General features: G+C 63.8%; 18 protein-coding genes. 6 read left to right on the top strand and 12 right to left on the bottom strand.

Features of this window, described 5'->3' with window-relative positions:
* The first annotated feature begins 230 nt into the window (after nucleotides 1–230).
* On the top strand, nucleotides 231–608 hold the full coding sequence (locus tag OKA05_RS25725; RefSeq protein ID WP_264490088.1) for a hypothetical protein: 378 nt from the start codon (nucleotides 231–233) through the stop codon (nucleotides 606–608).
* Here the strand turns inward: OKA05_RS25725 and OKA05_RS25720 are convergent.
* From OKA05_RS25720 to OKA05_RS25690, 7 genes are all read right to left on the bottom strand, one after another.
* Nucleotides 577–984, bottom strand: a complete 408-nt coding sequence (locus OKA05_RS25720; RefSeq protein WP_264490087.1) for an NADH-quinone oxidoreductase subunit A — start codon at nucleotides 982–984, stop codon at nucleotides 577–579. The genes OKA05_RS25725 and OKA05_RS25720 overlap by 32 nt on opposite strands.
* 86 nt (nucleotides 985–1,070) lie before the next feature.
* A complete protein-coding gene (locus OKA05_RS25715; RefSeq protein WP_052573795.1) occupies nucleotides 1,071–1,379 on the bottom strand; it encodes a hypothetical protein in 309 nt (102 codons plus the stop codon).
* A 166-nt stretch (nucleotides 1,380–1,545) separates the two neighbouring features.
* Nucleotides 1,546–1,893, bottom strand: a complete 348-nt coding sequence (locus OKA05_RS25710; protein WP_264490086.1) for an aspartate 1-decarboxylase — start codon at nucleotides 1,891–1,893, stop codon at nucleotides 1,546–1,548.
* 94 nt (nucleotides 1,894–1,987) lie between these two features.
* Nucleotides 1,988–7,957: an RCC1 domain-containing protein gene (locus OKA05_RS25705; RefSeq protein ID WP_264490085.1), complete on the bottom strand. Its 5,970-nt coding sequence runs from the start codon at nucleotides 7,955–7,957 to the stop codon at nucleotides 1,988–1,990.
* Nucleotides 7,958–8,545: 588 nt separating this feature from the next.
* Nucleotides 8,546–8,809, bottom strand: a complete 264-nt coding sequence (gene rpmB, locus OKA05_RS25700) for a 50S ribosomal protein L28 (protein WP_264490084.1) — start codon at nucleotides 8,807–8,809, stop codon at nucleotides 8,546–8,548.
* A gap of 123 nt (nucleotides 8,810–8,932) precedes the next feature.
* Entirely contained in the window at nucleotides 8,933–9,466 is a 534-nt protein-coding gene (locus tag OKA05_RS25695) for a DnaJ domain-containing protein (protein ID WP_264490083.1), read from the bottom strand.
* 9 nt (nucleotides 9,467–9,475) lie between these two features.
* A complete protein-coding gene (locus OKA05_RS25690; RefSeq protein WP_264490082.1) occupies nucleotides 9,476–9,841 on the bottom strand; it encodes a HesB/IscA family protein in 366 nt (121 codons plus the stop codon).
* An 87-nt stretch (nucleotides 9,842–9,928) separates the two neighbouring features.
* On the opposite strand from OKA05_RS25690, the gene OKA05_RS25685 reads away from it, so the two are divergent.
* Nucleotides 9,929–10,750: a patatin-like phospholipase family protein gene (locus OKA05_RS25685; protein WP_264490081.1), complete on the top strand. Its 822-nt coding sequence runs from the start codon at nucleotides 9,929–9,931 to the stop codon at nucleotides 10,748–10,750.
* 30 nt (nucleotides 10,751–10,780) lie between these two features.
* Here OKA05_RS25685 and OKA05_RS25680 read toward each other — a convergent pair whose 3' ends face one another.
* Nucleotides 10,781–10,963 carry a hypothetical protein gene (locus OKA05_RS25680; RefSeq protein WP_264490080.1) on the bottom strand — a complete coding sequence of 61 codons (183 nt, stop codon included), beginning with the start codon at nucleotides 10,961–10,963 and terminating at the stop codon, nucleotides 10,781–10,783.
* A gap of 64 nt (nucleotides 10,964–11,027) precedes the next feature.
* Nucleotides 11,028–11,276 (bottom strand): hypothetical protein, encoded by a 249-nt coding sequence (locus OKA05_RS25675; protein WP_264490079.1) that lies wholly within the window; start codon nucleotides 11,274–11,276, stop codon nucleotides 11,028–11,030.
* 119 nt (nucleotides 11,277–11,395) lie between these two features.
* On the opposite strand from OKA05_RS25675, the gene OKA05_RS25670 reads away from it, so the two are divergent.
* Nucleotides 11,396–12,925 (top strand): xylulokinase, encoded by a 1,530-nt coding sequence (locus tag OKA05_RS25670; protein WP_264490078.1) that lies wholly within the window; start codon nucleotides 11,396–11,398, stop codon nucleotides 12,923–12,925.
* A 12-nt stretch (nucleotides 12,926–12,937) separates the two neighbouring features.
* Nucleotides 12,938–13,066, top strand: coding sequence for a hypothetical protein (locus tag OKA05_RS25665; protein ID WP_264490077.1), 129 nt, complete (start codon nucleotides 12,938–12,940; stop codon nucleotides 13,064–13,066).
* A gap of 21 nt (nucleotides 13,067–13,087) precedes the next feature.
* Here OKA05_RS25665 and OKA05_RS25660 read toward each other — a convergent pair whose 3' ends face one another.
* Nucleotides 13,088–13,699 carry an OmpH/Skp family outer membrane protein gene (locus tag OKA05_RS25660; protein ID WP_264490076.1) on the bottom strand — a complete coding sequence of 204 codons (612 nt, stop codon included), beginning with the start codon at nucleotides 13,697–13,699 and terminating at the stop codon, nucleotides 13,088–13,090.
* A 157-nt stretch (nucleotides 13,700–13,856) separates the two neighbouring features.
* Here OKA05_RS25660 and OKA05_RS25655 point away from each other — a divergent pair, with 157 nt between their 5' ends.
* The gene (locus tag OKA05_RS25655; RefSeq protein ID WP_264490075.1) at nucleotides 13,857–15,104 is read left to right on the top strand and encodes a hypothetical protein; all 1,248 of its coding nucleotides are present in this window, start codon (nucleotides 13,857–13,859) and stop codon (nucleotides 15,102–15,104) included.
* Between the two features lie 126 nt (nucleotides 15,105–15,230).
* Here OKA05_RS25655 and OKA05_RS25650 read toward each other — a convergent pair whose 3' ends face one another.
* Nucleotides 15,231–16,043: a CHAD domain-containing protein gene (locus OKA05_RS25650; protein WP_264490074.1), complete on the bottom strand. Its 813-nt coding sequence runs from the start codon at nucleotides 16,041–16,043 to the stop codon at nucleotides 15,231–15,233.
* A gap of 64 nt (nucleotides 16,044–16,107) precedes the next feature.
* The gene (locus tag OKA05_RS25645; RefSeq protein ID WP_264490073.1) at nucleotides 16,108–16,698 is read right to left on the bottom strand and encodes a hypothetical protein; all 591 of its coding nucleotides are present in this window, start codon (nucleotides 16,696–16,698) and stop codon (nucleotides 16,108–16,110) included.
* 123 nt (nucleotides 16,699–16,821) lie between these two features.
* Between OKA05_RS25645 and nagA the strand changes: the two genes are divergently transcribed.
* Complete coding sequence (gene nagA, locus OKA05_RS25640) at nucleotides 16,822–17,958, top strand: N-acetylglucosamine-6-phosphate deacetylase (protein WP_264490072.1); 1,137 nt, start codon at nucleotides 16,822–16,824, stop codon at nucleotides 17,956–17,958.
* Nucleotides 17,959–17,969 lie beyond the last annotated feature (11 nt).

Raw genomic sequence — 17,969 nt, 5'->3', positions numbered from 1 at the left:
AGCCGCGCCGCGCCTGATTCGGGTGGGGAAGCCCCCGGACACTAGAGGGGGGAACCGTTCCAGTGTCCGGGGGCCGTATCCCAGTTGTCTGGGGGGCTGTGCAACTATCCCTTACGCCGACCACCATGGCCGATTTCCCCCCGGTTGCCCATTACGCGATCGCGGCGAGCGTGAAAAAGATGGCTCGGTGCTGGCTTTCACCGGTGGCGGAGGCGGTCTAGCGTTCGCGCATGCTCGGTGCCTTGAAAGACAACCTCGCCTCGCGGGCGGCGAAAAGCGTGCTCGCGGGCCGCATCGAACGCTATGGCCAGCTCAACGATCTGCGGATCCGCAGCAAGGAGAAGATGCTGCTGGTGGAAGTCATGCTCACCGGGGAGACGGAGGAAATCCTCATCGTGGTCGACCGCTACCGAATCCTGCCGGCGGATGGCGGGAAGATCGCGATCGTGATCGAGGCGATCACTGTGTCGCGCGAATGGCTTCAGTTGCTGCTGGAAGACTTCGTCGTCGGGCAAGCAATCCCGATTCCCGCGGTCGCCGCGATGGCGCTGGGCAAGCCGGACTCGTCAGTGCCAGTCAGTTCTTCCACGTCAGCGCGCCCTTCTTGAGCGCATAGACGTAGGCCACGGCGAGCACGCCGGCGAAGCCTGCCATGGAGACCAGCGGCACGGCATTGCCACCAGCAACGAGGTCGCGGAACTGCACCGCCCATGGATACATGAAGACCACCTCGATGTCGAAGATCACGAACAGCATCGCGACCAGGTAGAATTTCACCGAGAAGCGTGGTGACCCTTCGCCGATCGGCAACATGCCGCACTCGTAGGCGCTGTCCTTGGTCGCATTGCGGCGGGCGGATTTGCCGAGCAGCACGCTGAGAGTCAGGCTCACGACCGCGAAGCCGATGGCCACGAGGATCTGGACGAAAACGGGGAGGTACTGGGACGACATCCGGCCCGCGTGATAGGAGCCACAGCGGATCATGGACAGAAAAAAAACCCGCGCCGGGTTGCGGCGCGGGTTTTATCAAAAGGGAGGGCAAACAACGGGTGCATTCGGCACCCCCTGGCTCAATCTTCCTGCTGCTGGGCGAGATACTCGCTGGAAGCCTCGTGGACGCGCTTGGTGCCCTTGTATTCCTTGCCGATTTTCTCGACGAGGCCGCGGGTTACCAGGTTCTGGAGTTTCTCGTAAGCGCGCAGGCGAAGCATCTCTTCGCCGCCGCTCACGGCGTTGCGGACCTTGAGGTTGTCGAACACTCGCTCGAACAGGTCATTGAAGCCAAACACCTTGTCTTCCGCGAGGACGTTGCAGAGTTCATCCGTGACGTGATCGGGAAGCCGGCGTGAAAACCGGGTGCGTTTCGTGGTGGTTGCCATAGCGCGGCGATCATAGCAGCAAAATGCTCCACGCGCGACCCTAAAAAAGTCCGCTATTCAAAAAAGTCGTTAAGTTTTCTCAAGTAAAAAATTTTAAACAAATCGTCGTTTTCGTGTCGAGGGGTTTGTTTGGAAGTGTTTAAAGCTATTTCCTGCGAAATTCGACTCAGCGCCCGTCGCGCAGAACGCGATTTTCTTCGTCGAGGACCACCTTCTTGGCCAGCACCGGGGTGTCGGAAAGGCCGAAAGCCATGATTGCGACCCGCTCGCCCTTCTTGATGCGATGGGCGGCGCCGCCGTTGATGAGAATGTTGCCGGTGCCGGGGACGCCAGGTTGCACGTAAGTCTCGAGCCGGTTGCCGGTGGTGATGGAGGCGACGAGAACCTTCTCGCCCGGCCACAGGCCGACGACTTCCATCAGGTCGGTGGGGATCTCGATGCTGCCTTCGTAATCGACGTCGGCGGCGGTGATCATCGCCCGGTGAAGCTTGGATTTGAGCACCTGGTGGAGCATGGCGGGCGGGAAGAAACCGATGCGTCCCGCAGGCGTCAAGCGACAAGCAGCGGGAAAAATCCCGCCGCCGTCGCTTTTTCCGGCCCTTGGGAGTTCAGGGCCGGATCACCTTGAGGTGAACGAAACGCTTCCCATCCGGCCCGGCGGGCAAGGTGGCGACCACGGTTTCCACCGTTCCGTCATCCTCGATCACGGTTTCGCTCACGCCATTCGAGCTCCAGCCTCCCTCCAGGGTGTCGGTCCACTCCACGGTCCACTGCACTTCAGCGGCGGCGAGCTTGTTGCGCGTGTAGGTGAAGTCGATCATCCCGGCGAGGGGCCGGGTGACTGGCGTCTCAATCACGCCACTCTCGGTGGGATCGGCTCCGGTGGCGAACTCGAGCAGGTTTTCGACGCCATCGCCATCCGGGTCGGCATCGTCCGCGGCATCGCCGGTGTTTTCAGTGGTTTCGAAGAATTGCTCGCGCCACTCGGTGATGGGCTGGGTGCCGTAGCCCTCGAGCTCGACCGTGTAGGCGGGCTCGTCCGAATCGTTGCTCGTGATGTGCAGAACCGCTTCCCGCGTTCCTTGGGCGGTGGGGGTGAAGGTGATGGTCAGTGTCTGGGTACCACCGGGGGTGAGGGTGGTGCCGCTGCTGCTGCTGACCACGCTGAAGTCGGTTGCACCTGCGCCGTCGATAGTCGCGCCGATGTTGCCGAGCAGGTCATCGCCCGTGTTGCGGATCGTGATCACTGCGGTCTTGTGCTTGGTCGGCTGGACGGGGCCGAAGTCCTGGCGATACGTGTCGGCCGCTGCCAGGGCGGTTCCGGCCTCATTCTCCACCACGATTTCCGGAGCCGGAGGAGCATAGGCGACCACGAGCGCGTGGAAGCCTTGCATGCTCGCCGTCACCAACGTCCGTCCGGCAAGCACACCGCTCATGTCCACCGCGGTGGGAAGGTTGATATCGGATTCATCCCCGTTGCCGTGCTGGCCACCCAAGCCCATGCCCCAGGTGAAGAGCCCACCATCGGTGGTCCGTACCATGGAGCAGCCGCCGCCGGCGAAGATCTGGGCGTAGGTTTTGCCAGCGAGCGCGCCGCTGGAGTTCACCAGCACCGGCGAGTGACGATCCGTGTTGGTACCGTCTCCGAGGTTGCCGTAGAGATTGACTCCCCACGCATGGAGCTGGTTGTCACTGGTGAGTGCCAGATGATGGTAATTGCTGCCCACGATCTTGGTCACCGTCTTGCCGGTGAGGCTGCCGTTCACCGCCACCGGCGAGAAGCGCTCGGTCGTGGTCCCATCGCCGAGGTAGCCGTTGCCATTGAATCCCCAGGCAAAGACCTTGCCGTCGCTGGTGAGCACCACGTTGTGATAGTAGCCGCAAGTGATCGCGGTGACGGTCTTGCCGGCAAGCAAGGTGCTGGCGGTATTCATTGCCACCGGAGCCAGGCGGGTGGCAGTGGTGCCATCACCCAGGATCCCGTTGTAGTTGCTACCCCAAGCGTAGAGGGTTCCATCTGAAGCCAATGCAACGGAATGGGAAAAGGCCGCAGCAATGCTAGTGATGGTCTTGCCGGCCAAGGCACCTTGGACGAGTTGCGGCGTGGTGCGATCCGTCGTGTCGCCCAGACCGAGCTGGCCGGTGTAATTGTTACCCCAAGAGTAAACCTTTCCCTCGGAGGTCAGGGCCAAGGTGTGGGCGATGCTGATGGCAAGGGTGGTGACCACCTTGCCGGACAAGGCCCCGCTCATGTTCACCGCGACCGGTTCCTTGCGGTAGATCTTGGTGCCGTCCCCGATTTGGCCGTCGGCGTTGTATCCCCATGAGTAAACCTTGCCGTCCGCGGTGATCGCATGGCTGCGCGAAGACGAGGTGAACACTTGCGTGACCTGCTGGCTGGCGAGTGCTCCGGTCATGATGATCGGTACCGGCCTGAGCTTGTCGATGGTGGTGCCGTCGCCGATCTCACCATTGTCGTTGTCGCCCCAGGCGAAGACCTTGTTGCCCACCGCGGAGTAACCGGAGCCGGTGAGCGCGATGTCGAAGGGACTACGCGGCGTGTCATTGCTGGCGATGTGCAGCACGGCACTGCGCGAGCCCGAGCCTCCTGGTGTGAAATTCACGTCGAAGGTCAGCGTGGCTCCCGGAGCGAGCGTCGTGGCACTGAGGCTAACAGGTGGGACGAACTCCGCGGCATTCGATCCATCCACCGTCACGGCCAGATCGTTGAGAGAGGCGGTGCCGGTATTGCGGAGCGTGATTGTCTTCGTGAGCGAGGCTCCGAGCGTGACCGCGCCGTAGGCCAGCGTGCTGTTGCCGTCGGCCAAGGCGTTGCCCGCCGGTTGCTCCACCGCGATTTTAGGCAAAGGGGTGACCGAAAGCAGCGTGACTGATGCGGCCAGGGAAGTGCTGTCGTAGGTCCAGCCGTTGCCGCCGGTTCCCACGAGGAAGTCGACGGTGTCATTCGCTGCCACGGTGATCACTTGCGTGTGGGATACACCGTCGCCGCGGTAGGTATCGAGGTAGCGCTTGCCTGCGGGAGTGAGTTCGCCGGCATTGTGGAAGATGTGCACGTCCACGGTGGTGGGCCGCGTGTCAGACCCGGCGAAGTTGCCGGAGACGGCATACTGGCCGCTTGCGGGAGCAGTCCAGCGGAGCACCGCGTAGTCGCCGCTGGAGCTCGGGCCCATGCCGAACTGGTGGCCCAACCAATCATACCTCGTGCCGCCGCTATCCCGGCCATAGTAGTTCTCGTTCGTATTGAAGGAGACCGAGGAGCCGTTGACGAAATAGGCGAGCGGGGCATCCGTGCCCGATCCGGTCATGAGCGCGGCGGTGGCGGGGTTGTAGGTTCCGGTCAGGGCATTGGATGGCTGTCTCCAGTAGCTCCAGGAGCCGTTGGGATTCGAGATCGGCGCGAAGTCGCGGCTGATGTCATGATGCGCCTTGCCACCGGTGCCCGAGAGATGAAGCGCGGAGATTTCCTGCGCGCTCAAGGCCCGGCTGTAGAGAGCCAGTTCGTCGATCGAGCCGGGGAACGGGCCCGAGGGGTTCGTCTCGGTATAGGTATTCGTGATCGTGGCTCCGATCGTCAGGGAAGCGGTGACGGAGGGGCGGGTCACGGCATACGCGCCGCTGAAGGCCACCGCGCCATTGATGTAGAGCTTGAGCTGGCCGCTGCCGATGGTGGCGGCGACATGGGTCCACTGGTTGAGCGGGACCACCGCAGTGGTCGAAGGATCCTGCCACACCCCGCCGCCATTGCGCGAGGCGAAGCTGAGGCGGCCATCGCCGCGCAGGAAGAGCACATAGGTGCAGTTGTTGTTATCGAGCGAGCGCTTGCTGATGATGGTCGGCTCGCTCACCGAATTCGCCGTCGGATGAATCCAGCCTTCGATGGTGAGGTCGCCGGTGATGTCCTGCGAGGGATCGTGCGGCACCTGGATGAAGTCGTTCACGCCGTCGAGGACGATGGCGCGGCCTACCTTGCCGGGACCGTAGCTCTGGCCGCCGGGTTGGCCGGGTCCGGGAAGGGGACCATTCTTCATCGAGCCATGATTATTGCCGATGACGTCCGCCAAGGTGTTCCCTGCGGACCACCACGAGACGAGCGAGGTGGGCACCTGGATGGGATTCTGGATCACGCCGCTGAAGCTCCGGTTGGCGTGGGCGCCATTCGCATCCGTGACCTTCACGGTGAAGCTGTAGGGGCCATTGCCGGCAGTGCCGGTGACCAGGCCTGTGCTGGAGAGCACGAGACCGGGAGGCAGGGCCCCGGAGAGAAGGGTGAAGTTGAAGGGGCTGGTGCCGCCGCCGACATGGAGCTGGCCGCCGGTGATCGGAAAGGTCAGGCCAATCGTCGGCACGGGGTCCGGGGCAATCGTGGCGCGCACGCTGATCGATTCGCTGTTGTCACTCCAGCCGAGCGGTGGGCCATGATAGAGCTGGCCGGTGTGGCCATCCGGATAGCCGAAGTAGAGCTTCTCCGCGCCTGCCGGAATGGTGAATTGCTGGGCCACTCCCTGGCTGGTCAGGCCATCGCCGATGAAGAAGATCTGGCCGAGCAGAGGGGAGAGGGTGGTGAAGTTCTCGCCGGTTTGGCTCGCCGAGAAATCGATGGCTGCGGGTGCGGTGGAAGGTTGCGCGGCACCCAGGAACACCCCCACAAGGGCGGGCGTGTTATTGCCATTCACGTAGCCGGAGATGCCGCCGACGGCATTCAGATTGCAGGAGCGTCCGGGAGTGTGCGCGCCATCCGGACCGCTGAGATCCACGCCGGTGTTGAGCTTGCCGTGGATCTTCGGGAAATGTAGGACTTTGCCGCCGAGGCCGGTCAGGTTGATCGATGGCGGCAGGATCCCGCCTTGGGTTGATGAGGCCAGTCCGGCGTCGAAGATGTTAGAGCGGCCATGGACGGAGGAGACGAAGAAGTTCCGCTCGCCCGCGCCCAACGTCGGTTGTTCGATGATGCCCCGGTAATTCGAGGTCTCCGGGTAGCCGCCGATCTTCACGTCGTGCCATGTGCCGGCGCTGCTGACGCCGAGAAGCATCATGGCGTAATCCTCGCCTGCGCCGAAGTAGTTGTTCGGTTCACCGGGATGCCAGCGGGTATAGGCCATCGGTTCACCGCTGGCCCATTCCCAGCCACCCGCCGGTTCCAGCGCGGGGGCGGGTGAATTCTGCTTCATGCCGATGTACCAGCCCTCTGTATCCGTGAAGGTCTGGGCGACGAAATCGTTCTCCGTGGAACTGCCCAAGCTCACCAGGTAGCCGCCCAAGGCAGCCGCTTCTGCCTGGACTTGCTCCCACGTGCCGCGGGTGGCGGAGACGCCGTAGCGGTGGCCGTTGGTCCACTCAACGAGGAAGGGCTTGGTCGACACCACTTCGCTCGAGGAGACGCGGCTCGCTACCGCGGAAATTTCCGACACTGTGATCGGAGTGCTGTTATTCACGCTCGATCCGAGGACCGCGAAGCCGTAGCCCGCGCGTTGCGAAACGGGCAGCGAGGTGAGATCGAAGGTGTAGTAAGGCTGGCCGCTGGTGTTGGCCGCGTGGCGCACCGCTGCTACAGGCAGGCGTTCGTAGCGGTCGTCCGCGACGGGGTTGATCGAGGCTGGGTCGGAGTTGTGGCGCAGCAGGAAAAGCTGCGGTGCCTGGGGGAAGTCATTGGCAGACGTCACATCGATCCGCATCGAATCGAAACGCGTGGCCTTTCCGCTGCCGGCATTTTCCAGATAGAGAAGGCCGGCGTATTGGTAGGGATAGCCGCCGCCGGTAAGGTCGAAGGTAGTTTGATCCGTTCCGCCGGTGACGCCATCGGTGGCCATGCCGTAGCAGAGTCCGCGGACGTCCTGATAGCCGTTGAAAAAGCCCCAGTCTGGGGACCCGAGTTGGCTCGACACGAGATTGGTGGGAACCGCGGTGTTGCCGTTCACGATCCAAGCGATCAAGCCGGTGCTGTCGGAGTACGCGTTGTCCATTGCCAAGGCACCGAAGTCGATGGTCGCGCCCGGCGACACATTGAGCGTCACATCGAAGGGTATCGGCTTGGGAAGGGTGACCTCGACCGAAGGGGTGGGAACAGGATCCTGCGAAGGAACGATCGTGGTGCGTTCAGCAGGACCGGCATCACCGTCCGGATCCGTGGTGACGAAGACGTGAGTGAACCCGCTATTCAATTCAAAGAAGCGGCCCACCACACGGACCGGGCCGGATACCAGGGGTTCGCTGCCGGAGGAGACCGTGTAGCGACGGACTGCAGTCACACCGCCCAGACCAGGGTGAATGTCGTATTGGCTCTGGGCCGGCGTATTCCCGCCATCGGCCCCGTTCCAGAATTGGCCGTCGGGATTGGTGACGGCGAACATGCCGGCGGTACTGAAGGTGCCGGTGGTTCCGGTATTCGCCGGGTAGTATCCATAGCTGAAGCCGCTCACCGGGTTCTGGACGGTCGGTGAGACGTAGCCGGTATTCGACCAGTCGACGTGAGTGGCAGCGATAATCTCCGCGTGGGTGTTAGATGTCCCGACACAAAGCAACGACAAGGCAAGCGCGTACGCGCGATCAACGGGTTTCATTCAGGGGAGGGGAGAGGGGGTGTTAGGAGAGAACGGCAACTATCCTAACCGTTATACTCACTTCCCTGAATGAAAATCTCTCCTACCTACGCAAACGCGTGATTTGGTGCGTCTTGCATTGCGCTGGCAGGGTTGAACGCTTTTCTAACAGAAGCCCGGGCGCCCGAAGTTAGCGCGGAATGCAACGGTGCTCATAAGCGGGCCGGGCAATCGCTGAATCGATGCAGACGGTCTCCATCACCTCATCCATATCCTTACCCGTGAATCTCTCCTTCGTAAAAATCTGCGTCGAATAAGGAAAGGACAGATGCCGTGAGAAGACTCGAATTGGACTTCTCCCGTGCGACCCCGTGCGACCGGGTATGCGGATGAACCACAGCCCGTCGTCATCGGCCCCTGGATGGGAGGCCTCCAGTTGCCGGACCTGGATGCCAGGCAGCATCGCACTCAAGCGTGCGATGATTTGATCGATGTTCCGCAGGAGGGGAACGCTTGATCTTATCCCGTCCTTGGCTTGCCGCAGCAAAAGCAAAAGACCCGGAGTTTCCTCCGGGCCTCTTGGCAAAAATTTAGCTCAGGTAGCGTGGTTCAGACCAGACCTGCGTCCTTGAGGGTCACGTAGGCACCGTTCTTGTTGATGGTCTTGATCGCCTTGGCGCTCAGCGTGAGGCGTACCCAGCGGTTCAGCTCAGGCACCCAGATGCGCTTGGACTGGAGGTTTGGAGCGACTTTGCGCTTCACGACCTTGGTCACGTGGCGACCGATACCGCCCTTTTTCTTGGCGAGACCGGAACGATTGATTTTGCCGCCGGAACGGACTCGGCTTCCTCGGATACTGCAGACTCGGGCCATGGTAGGAAAGGGGTTGCTTGCGCGGGGCGGGGAGAATGGCCGGGTAGCTCTGAGCGTCAAGGCAAATTCTTTGGAAGAGACGCAAGACTTGAAGACGCAAGACTCAAGACTGGAAATGAGGGGTCACCACAGGCCTGCGAAGCGGGATTTCAGCTCGGCCTGCCACTTTTCGAGAAATGCCAGGTCCCGGGCGGTCCGCCATGGGTCGCCCTCGCCGGCTTCGATGGCGGGAAACTGGGATTCCTCGGCTGCGGTTGCGGCGGCCACATCCTCAAGGGCCGCCTCCAGCGCTTCCCGCGCTTGCTGCACGGCGGGCTCCAGCATCGCCTTGGCCAGCACGCTGAGCGACGACTCGCGGCGCCGGGTCACGGCGTCCGCCTGCTGGAGTGCCGAGCCGACTTTTCCGAAAATATTGACCAAGCCGGGTGAGATCGCGCCGCGCTCGTCGCCGGTGACGCCTTTCGCCGCTAGCCAGGCGCGCAGGCGCTTTGATGGGCGGGAGAGCTGCGCAAAGGCCTCCTGCACCTTGGCGAAATCCTCGCTGCTACCGCCGGCGTCCGGGTGGTCCCGTTTGCCCGCCTCGCGGAAGGCCGCGCGCAATTCCACCTCGGAAAGCGCCAGCCGCGGCTCTAGACCGAGCATCGCGAAGGGGTCCATCACATCAAATCACGCCGCGAAGCTCTCGCCGCAGGAGCAAGTGACGATGGCGTTCGGGTTGCTCACCTTGAAGCCGCCCTGCTGGAGGTCATCCGACCAATCCAGCTCGCTGCCACTGACAAATAGGGCGCTCTTGGGGTCGATCACCACGTTCACGCCGTTGCTGGGAACCATGATGTCGCGGTCGCGCGGGCCATCGATGAGATCCATCTTATACTGCAGGCCGCTGCAACCGCCGCCGATCACCGCGATCCGCAGGCCGCCTTCCGGCCGGCCCTGCTTCTCGAGCAAGCCGCGCAGATGGGCCGAGGCCGCGTCCATCACGCGGACCAGCTTCTCGTTTCCGATCTTGAAATTCACTGCCGTGGCTGACATCGCGCCGGGACCATCGCCTCCCTGCCGCCCGCTGGAAACTGAAAACTCGCCACGGCGGCGGGGATGCCTACCTTCCGCGCGCCGCCCATGGAGCACCCTGTCACGCCCGGTCTCGCTGTCGCCCTTGGATCTTCCTTCCTCGGTTACTACGCCCACGCCGGTTTCTTGAATGGCCTGGCGGCCGCGGGACTCTACCCGGAGCGACTGTCCGGGGCCTCTGCAGGGGCCTTGGCGGGCTCGCTCCATGCCGCGGGCATTCGCGGGGAAGACTTGAAGGCGGCGGTGCTCGATCCCTCGCTCCGCTGGTCGTTTTTCGATTGGGCGGCCCTCTGGCGTCTCCCCGGTGTTTGCACCTCTTTCTGGTCCACCGGGCTTCTTTCCGGAAAACATGCGGTGAGAAAGCTCCACGGCCTGCTGAATGGCGCGGATCTTTCCTCGCTGGTCTCGCCCGTGATGGACATCGCCGTGACCGATGCCGACCTCCACTGCACGGAAATCCTGCGCAGTGGCCCCCTCGCGGAGCTGATCGTGGCCAGCTGTGCCGTGCCCTGCCTGATCCGCATCCAGCGGGTCGGCGAGAAGCGCTATCTCGATGGCGGCGTGGCTTGTGAGGCTCCCTTCGAGCACTGGCTGGATGACCCGGCGATCGACACCATCGTCGTCCATCGCATCCGCCATGAGGAAAACAGCGGCCCGGCGGTTTCGTGGGAAACCATCGCGACGTCCATCGGCGCCTCGCATCACACGGTCTGCAATGAACTCCACCGCCACCGCACCGAGCTGGCACGGATGAAGGGCAAGCGGCTCATTGAAATCGACACCATCACCCCGGTGCCGGGGATGCTGAGCCAAGGGCGCGCACCGCTGTGCTATGAGCGGGGGTTCGAGTCGGGCAAGGCGGGGTGGTGAGGGGTTTCTAGTAGCGTCGATTTCCGCAGCTCAATCCGGTAGCAGTCCCTCGGCGCGGAGCAGTTTCAGTAGTTCTTCGTGCGGGATGGCTGGCTCGGTCCTGCGATCAACGATGGCCCCTAGATCGTGCAGATCCCCCAGCAGGCTCTCGTAGTCGGCGAGATCCATGAGAACGCCGATCCGTGTTCCGTGTTCATCTGTAATGAATCTCACCGGCTGACCCATACGAGCATTCTACCTGCCTCGTAGGGTCAAGCGAGCCCGCGTTCGCAAGCGGTCATTCCTCGTCCCCGGCCAAAATCTTGTCGATCTGCTCGACCCACTCCCACGGGCAGCGCTTGCGCTGGTACTTGCGCCACAGCACATCCCGCAGCGCCTCCCACACTTCCTTAGGCACGGGATCGATCGGGTGCCACTCGGGATCGGTCTTGAGGGTGGTTTGAAAGGTCCAGCGATTCGCGTGGCGGGACGCGCGCCAAAAGCGCAGACCTTCGGCACTGCGTTCGCGCCATTCGTGGGACTCCATGCGCGGAGCGTGCGAGCGGGGAGGGGGGCTGCCAAGCGCCAATCCGTGCGAATCGACACGGCCCGCGATGCCGCGTTTCCGGCTGGCCAGCCGGAAAGGTGAAACGGTTAATTCATCCCATGTTCCTTGGTCTCGATTCCTCGACCCAGTCGCTTTCCGCCCTCGTCATCGATCCCGCCCGTGGCGAAATCGTCCGCGAAGTCTCGGTCAATTTCGGGGCCGCGCTGCCGGCCTATCACTCGCCCAGCGGCTTCATTCCCGGGGGCAAGGGTGGCGAGGTCCACGCCGACCCGCGGATGTGGATGGAGGCGCTCGATCTCGTCTTCGAGCAGCTCGCCGATGGCTTCGACCTTTCGCAAATCACCGCGGTCGCCTGTTCCGGCCAGCAGCATGGCTCGCTCTACTTTGACGACACGCTGGAAGCGCGACTCGCCGCGCTGAGTGCCTCCGAATCGCTGGAAGGCCAGCTTTCCCCGGCGCTGACCCGCGCCACCGCGCCGATCTGGATGGACACCTCGACCGGCGCCGAGTGCGCCGAGATCGCTGACGCGGTCGGCGGGAATGCCGAGGTCTGCCGGATCTCCGGCTCGAATGCGATCGAGCGCTTCACCGGCCCGCAGATCCGTCGCTTCTTCAAGCTGGATCCCGCGGCCTACCACAAGACCGCGGTCATCCACCTCGTCAGCTCCTTCGTCGGCTCGGTAATGGCGGGGAAATCCATCGCCATCGATCACGGCGACGGTGCGGGGATGAACCTGCTGAACCTGCAGACGCTCGATTGGGACGATGCCCTGCTCGATGCCACCGCGCCGGACCTGCGCGCGAAGCTGCCGCCCGCCGGCGCTTCGGCGAGCATCGCCGGGCCGGTTTCCAGCTACTTCGTCCAGAAGTACGGCTTGCCTAGTAGTTGCCAGGTCGTGCTTTCGACCGGCGACAATCCTTCGTCGCTGGTCGGCATGGGGGCGACCGCGCCGGGCACCATCGTCATCTCGCTCGGCACCTCGGATACTTTCTTCGCCGCGATGGAGAAGCCGGTGACCGATCCGCAGGGTTTCGGCCACGTCTTCGGCAATCCCGCCGGCGGCTTCATGTCGTTGATCTGCTTCCGCAATGGCTCGCTCGCCCGCGAGGCGCTGCGCGATGAACTTGGTCTCGATTGGTCGGCCTTCGATCGCGACGGCCTGGCCAAGACTCCCGCAGGCAACGAGGGCAAGCGCATGCTGCCGTTCTACGGCCCCGAGATCACCCCGCGCCGCGATTTCGATGGCCCGGTCCGCAACTTCCCCGCCGATGCCGAAGCACCCGTGCAAGTGCGGGCGTTGCTCGAAGGCCAGTTCCTCAACATGCGCCTGCACAGCCTGTGGATCGGCGAGAAGGCGGACCTGATCCGGCTTACCGGTGGTGCGTCTCAGAGCAATGGCATCGCGCAACTGATCGCGAATGTCTTTCAAGCCCCGGTCGAGCGCTTCGCCATCGCCAATGGAGCCGGCCTCGGGGCGGCGTTGCGAGCTGCTCATGCCTGCGGCCACGATCTTACCAGCTTGCAGGCTGACTTCTGCAAGCCTGCCGCTGGCTCGCGCCTGGAGCCGGAGATCTCGCTGGCCACGATCTATGATCAGGCGCTGACGGAGTATCGGGCGATGCTGTGATTAAAACCGCGAATGGCCGCGAATAGACGCGAACGCGATCGAATGGTTCTGCCGCTTGCCATGGGTAACCTTGGGCTGCCGATTTCCGGCAAGCTCGGCATGCCGTGCGTGATCGGCACCGGATTGACGGTCGTCTGGTGAGGCGGGCCGTCCGGGCGGAGATTACTTCTTCTCCTCGACCGGGGCCGGAGCCGGAGCAGGCAGACCTTCGTTGATGGTCTTGAGCAGAGACTCGGTGATGTCGGTGGCATCCTTCGTGTAAAGCAGCACAGGCACCTGCGAGGTGCTGGCACCGGTCTTGTCGAGGACGTAGTCGTAGCCCTCGGTCTCGGCGTGCTTCTGCACCTTGGTGCGGATCCTTTCGAGGATATCCTTCATCCGGAGCGTCATCTGCTCCTGCATCGCGCGCTGCTTGCGCTTTCCGAATTCTTCCGCCTCGCGCTGCAAGGCTTCCCATTGCTGCTGCTTGACCTGGCGGTCGGTGAAAAGAGCCTGCTTCTTGGCGTCGGCGATGGAGGGGTCACCCAGTTGCTTCTGGAGGGTGTCCAGCTCCTGCTTCATTTCAGAGAGACGGGCCCGGCGGTCATCGAACTGCTTGCCGACGTTCTTCTGCTCCACCTCGAAATTGGCCTTGGCGTCCTTGGTCGGGTTGAACTCCTGGAACAGCGCCTGCATGTCCACCGTGGCGATCTTCAGGCGGGTGCTCTCCTGCGCGGCGGAAATTCCACCGATGGCGAGGGAAAGGGCGACGAGGGAGCGGAGCGTGAGTTTCATGGTTTCCTTGCGAACGATGCCGATGGGTAGCAGCCCGCGGCGACGAGTGGAAATTCTTTTCTCCGCCCCGGATTCGCCCGGGGGGCGGGTAAATTCGGCGTAAAGCGACACTAGCGGCCTTGTTTGCCTCAGCTTTGCATGGTGATGGTGGACCGTTATGAAAACGATCACCGCCTTGCTGCTGAGCGCCACCGCGGCGTCGGCCTACACGCTCCACGAGTGGGGCACCTTCACCACCGTCGCCGGTTCGGACGGCGTGCTGCTCGCCGGGCTGGAGCGCGAGGAAGCGGCGCTGCCGCTCTTCAGCTACTCTCATTTCGGGATGGAGAACGGCAATATCGAGCGTGGTTTCGACGATGTGGCCCGCCGTCACGGGGCAATGCCGATCTTCGGCTTCATGAAGGGTATCAATCGCCCGGTCCGCGGCGTGACCGTGAAAATGGAGACGCCGGTCATCTACTTCCACTCCGACGAGGCCTTCGACGTGTCCGTGAAAGTCGGCTTCAATGGCGGCACCATCAGCCAGTGGTATCCCGACCGCACGGGCGGGGAAGCCCTGCCGGTGCCCCCGCCGCCCGCCGATCCGAAGAAGCCGCGGCCGCTGGAGGAGTGGACGCTCGATTTCTCCAAGCCGTGGAAGGGCTCGATCGAGTGGCAGGCGCGGGTGCTGTCGCCAGCGGAATCGCGCGATGCGATCCTTTTCAAGCCGGGCGACTCCCTTCACTGGATGCGCCCGCGGATCCCCGAGGCCAATGCCATCCGCACCGCCGACGGGGAAACCGAGGGATTTCTCTTCTACCGCGGCGTCGGAGCCTTCGATCCCGGGCTGACCACCACGGTGAGCGGCGACGATACCCTCCACCTGCTCAATCGCACCGGCGGCGACATCCCGTTCGCCTTCGTCTTCGAAAAGAGCGGCGGCACCACGCGGTGGAAGGTCATGAAAGACGGGCTGCGCGCCGATGCCTCGGCGGAGATCCCCACCTCCGGCTTCGCGGAAGCGGTCCCGAATCCCGCCATGAGCTTTGTCGAACCGGTATACCGCGACATGGTCTCGGGCTTGGTTGCGACCGGCCTGCTCCAAAGCGAGGCGCGGGCGATGGTGGAGACGTGGTGGAACAGCTATTTCGCCCAAGACGGCCTGCGGGTCTTCTGGGTGCTACCGGCCGCCAAGACCGAGGCGATCCTGCCGCTCCAAGTCAGCCCGCAGCCGGAGAAATCCGTCCGCGTGATCGTTGGCCGCAGCGAGATCCTGCGTCCGGCCAAGGAGCGCGAGTGGCTCGCCCTGTCCCGGGACACCGATAAAACCCGGCGGGCCTCGTGGGATGACCTGTGCTTCCGCGACCGCTTCGGCCTCGCCTACAAGCAACGCGTCGAGACCATGGCGACCCCGGTGGCGAAGTGACTTCGTAGCGGAACGACTTCGTCGTTCCGGCTGGGGGCGGCGGGTCCATCCAAAACGAATCCGATCCGGTGATGCGGGCCGCCCCCCGCCGGAAGCGCGCAGCGCTTCCGCTACATCCGATCGTTCTCAATCCTCCCGCTTCAGCGCCGGGAGCAATTCCTTGCGGATCAGTGAGATCGACCTCCGCCGGATCTTCTCCTGGCGCTTGCGCAGGACCTTCCAGGCCGCCGGGCAGATGCTCGGGGAAAAGCCACGGGCGTCCAGCCAGTCGGCCAAGACTTCGAGGTCGTTCTCGTCGCCGAGATTGCTCGCCAGCTTGTCGGCCTCCTCCTTGGCGGGCAGTTCCACGCCCGGCGCGGCGAGGGCCATGCCGCCGAGCCACGCCTTCACGGCCTTGCGGCAGTCGTGGAAATCCTCGTTGCTCACCCGCTGAAGCGCGTGCTTGAGGCGCTTGCGGAGCTGGCGCTCCAGCTTCGCCGCGCCGTGTTCCGCGGCTTTGGCGACTTCCTCATCGGTTTGCGCTTCCAGCCGGCCTTTCACCTGGCCGAGCGCCGCCAGCGACCAATCGATCACCGCCTGTGGCGGTCGGCGGTTCGAGGCTTGGGCTTCCAGGTCCAACAACGCGGCTACCGCCGCCTCGGCCGAGTTCGCCGAAGGGGTGGCGATGCCCAGCCCGTGCCAGGTTTTCACCCGCACCGTGGCATCACGCGAACCCCCGAGCATGCGCCCGATCACCGCGATCCAGCGGATGCATGGCTTCGGCTCGCCGGTCATGACCAGTGCGCCGCGCAGCTTCTTCCCGGCCTTGCGCGTCTGGTGGATCTCGTCTGCCACCCGGCCGTGGGAATCATTCAGCCCGCCCAGCAGGCGCTCCATGTCGGAACACGCGGCAATGATCGCCGCGCGGGCGCCGGAAAAAGCGGACGGCTGGTCGGACATCGGACGCTTCGTCTAGCAGCTCGAACCGACCGTGTCAGCCATTCTTCCGTGACGATTCCCGGATTTAAAAGGACACGCTGCTGAACCAGCGGGCGACCGCTTCCGCGGCGTTGCCGCCGTTCTCCGCGACCAGCCGGTAGTGGCCCTTGCGGCCGTCCGGGGCCTTGAGCGTGAAGCCTTCCGTGCTGAAATAGGCTCCATCCGCCCCGCCGCCGGCGGATTCCTGATACCAGCGGACCTTTTCCTCCAGCACGGTGACCGTGCGCCACTCCTGCTCACGTTCGCGCTGGTCGCCGGCCAAGGTGTTATTGTTGCGCATGTCCTCGCCGCCCAGCTTCGGCGGGGAAGAGAGCTTCGGCAGCGGCTCCGCCATCCCGTGGATGATCAGGCGGGTGAAAGGGGTCCGGGGATCGGAGTAGGTCAGGCAGTAGCCTCCTTCGCCGTCGCGCTGGATCTTCGGCGCGCCCCAGACCTGTTCCAGGCCGCGGGCGCGGAGCACCGGCACGGTCACGCCCAGCAGGTCGGCGCCGGGCTTGAGCATCCCGTGGCGGGCGCTGTTCGCATTTTCCCATTTTTCGATCCTTCCGCCCCCGCAGCCGGCCATGGCCAGCACGCAGGAGACGGCTCCGGCGAGCTTCAGCATCGTCTTTCCCATGCCCCACCGATACCCACCGCCGGACCGATGCCAAGCCGCCGCTGCGCGAATCCGCAAAAATCCCGGCTCGCCAAACCGACGGCTTCGTCACAGAAGCTGTCGCGTCACGCCTCCCTCTAACACATGAGAAAGCTCATCACCAACGCGCGGGTCGTTTCTCCGGACCTCGACCTCGCCCGCGCCGCTGTCCTGATCGAAGGCGATCGCATCGAAGCCGTCATCGAGGGCAACAACCTGCCCAGCGTGGATCACAAGCTCGACGCCGCCGGCAAGCTCCTGATTCCCGGCTTCATCGACATCCACAGCCATGGCGCGGATGGTGCGGACGTGTGCGACGACTCGCTCGACTCGCTGCGCCACATCGCGCTCCGCAAGCTCCAGGAAGGCGTGACCACCTGGCTGCCGACCACCCTGACCCAGCCGCGGGAGAAGCTGAAATCGATCGCCGCGAAGGTTGCTGCCTTCCGCGATCAGGGCGGCTTGACCCGCTGCCCCGGCATGCATGTCGAGGGACCCTTCATCAACAAGGAGCGCGCCGGTGCCCAGAATCCGCAGTATGTCCGCCCGCCGGATTTCGCGGAGATCGAGGAACTGCACGCGATCATGCCCGCGCTGGTGCTTTCCCTCGCCCCCGAAATGCCCGGCGCGATCGAGCTGATCGAGGGCTGCCGCGCCCTTGGCATTACTTGCTCCGCCGCCCACACCTCGGCGACCGCGGCGCAGGTCTTTGCCGCCTGCGATGCCGGGCTGACCCATCTCACTCACTACGGTAATGCGATGACGCCGCTCCACCACCGCGAGATCGGCGTGATTGGCGCCGGCATGGTGGACGACCGCCTGATGATCGAGCTCATCAGCGACCTCATTCACCTCTCGCCGGACATGCTGCGGCTTGTCTTCACCACCATCCCCATCGACCGCCTGATGATGATCACCGACTCGGTCGCCGCGTCGTGGATCGTGGAGGGCGAGATCAGCCTTGGCGGCCTGGAAGTGGTCGTGAAGGACAAGATCGCCCGTCTGAAGGAAGGCGGCGCGTTGGCCGGGTCCACGCTGCTGGCCAATGAAGGCTTCCGCAACCTGGTCGGCGCGACCGGCCTGCCGCTGCACGAGGTGATCAAGGTGACCTCGTGGAATCAGGCCCGCTCGCTCGGGCTGGAGGACCTTGGCAAGGTCGCGCCGGGCTTCCTGGCCGACCTCGTCCTGCTGAACAACGACTACACCGTCTTCAAGACCTTCGTCGGCGGCGAGGAACGCTGAACTTGCCCGCA

Source organism: Luteolibacter arcticus, assembly GCF_025950235.1.
Classification (GTDB): domain Bacteria; phylum Verrucomicrobiota; class Verrucomicrobiia; order Verrucomicrobiales; family Akkermansiaceae; genus Haloferula; species Haloferula arctica.
This window is presented reverse-complemented; position numbering and strand designations above follow the sequence as displayed.

Bases quoted from the DNA above. Each gene is read 5' to 3' on its own strand.
- OKA05_RS25725 (WP_264490088.1), top strand. From the start codon at position 231: ATGCTCGGTGCCTTGAAAGACAACCTCGCCTCGCGGGCGGCGAAAAGC.
- OKA05_RS25720 (WP_264490087.1), bottom strand. From the start codon at position 984: ATGATCCGCTGTGGCTCCTATCACGCGGGCCGGATGTCGTCCCAGTAC.
- OKA05_RS25715 (WP_052573795.1), bottom strand. From the start codon at position 1,379: ATGGCAACCACCACGAAACGCACCCGGTTTTCACGCCGGCTTCCCGAT.
- OKA05_RS25710 (WP_264490086.1), bottom strand. From the start codon at position 1,893: ATGCTCCACCAGGTGCTCAAATCCAAGCTTCACCGGGCGATGATCACC.
- OKA05_RS25705 (WP_264490085.1), bottom strand. From the start codon at position 7,957: ATGAAACCCGTTGATCGCGCGTACGCGCTTGCCTTGTCGTTGCTTTGT.
- rpmB (WP_264490084.1), bottom strand. From the start codon at position 8,809: ATGGCCCGAGTCTGCAGTATCCGAGGAAGCCGAGTCCGTTCCGGCGGC.
- OKA05_RS25695 (WP_264490083.1), bottom strand. From the start codon at position 9,466: ATGGACCCCTTCGCGATGCTCGGTCTAGAGCCGCGGCTGGCGCTTTCC.
- OKA05_RS25690 (WP_264490082.1), bottom strand. From the start codon at position 9,841: ATGTCAGCCACGGCAGTGAATTTCAAGATCGGAAACGAGAAGCTGGTC.
- OKA05_RS25685 (WP_264490081.1), top strand. From the start codon at position 9,929: ATGGAGCACCCTGTCACGCCCGGTCTCGCTGTCGCCCTTGGATCTTCC.
- OKA05_RS25675 (WP_264490079.1), bottom strand. From the start codon at position 11,276: ATGGAGTCCCACGAATGGCGCGAACGCAGTGCCGAAGGTCTGCGCTTT.
- OKA05_RS25670 (WP_264490078.1), top strand. From the start codon at position 11,396: ATGTTCCTTGGTCTCGATTCCTCGACCCAGTCGCTTTCCGCCCTCGTC.
- OKA05_RS25665 (WP_264490077.1), top strand. From the start codon at position 12,938: ATGGCCGCGAATAGACGCGAACGCGATCGAATGGTTCTGCCGCTTGCC.
- OKA05_RS25660 (WP_264490076.1), bottom strand. From the start codon at position 13,699: ATGAAACTCACGCTCCGCTCCCTCGTCGCCCTTTCCCTCGCCATCGGT.
- OKA05_RS25655 (WP_264490075.1), top strand. From the start codon at position 13,857: ATGAAAACGATCACCGCCTTGCTGCTGAGCGCCACCGCGGCGTCGGCC.
- OKA05_RS25650 (WP_264490074.1), bottom strand. From the start codon at position 16,043: ATGTCCGACCAGCCGTCCGCTTTTTCCGGCGCCCGCGCGGCGATCATT.
- OKA05_RS25645 (WP_264490073.1), bottom strand. From the start codon at position 16,698: ATGGGAAAGACGATGCTGAAGCTCGCCGGAGCCGTCTCCTGCGTGCTG.
- nagA (WP_264490072.1), top strand. From the start codon at position 16,822: ATGAGAAAGCTCATCACCAACGCGCGGGTCGTTTCTCCGGACCTCGAC.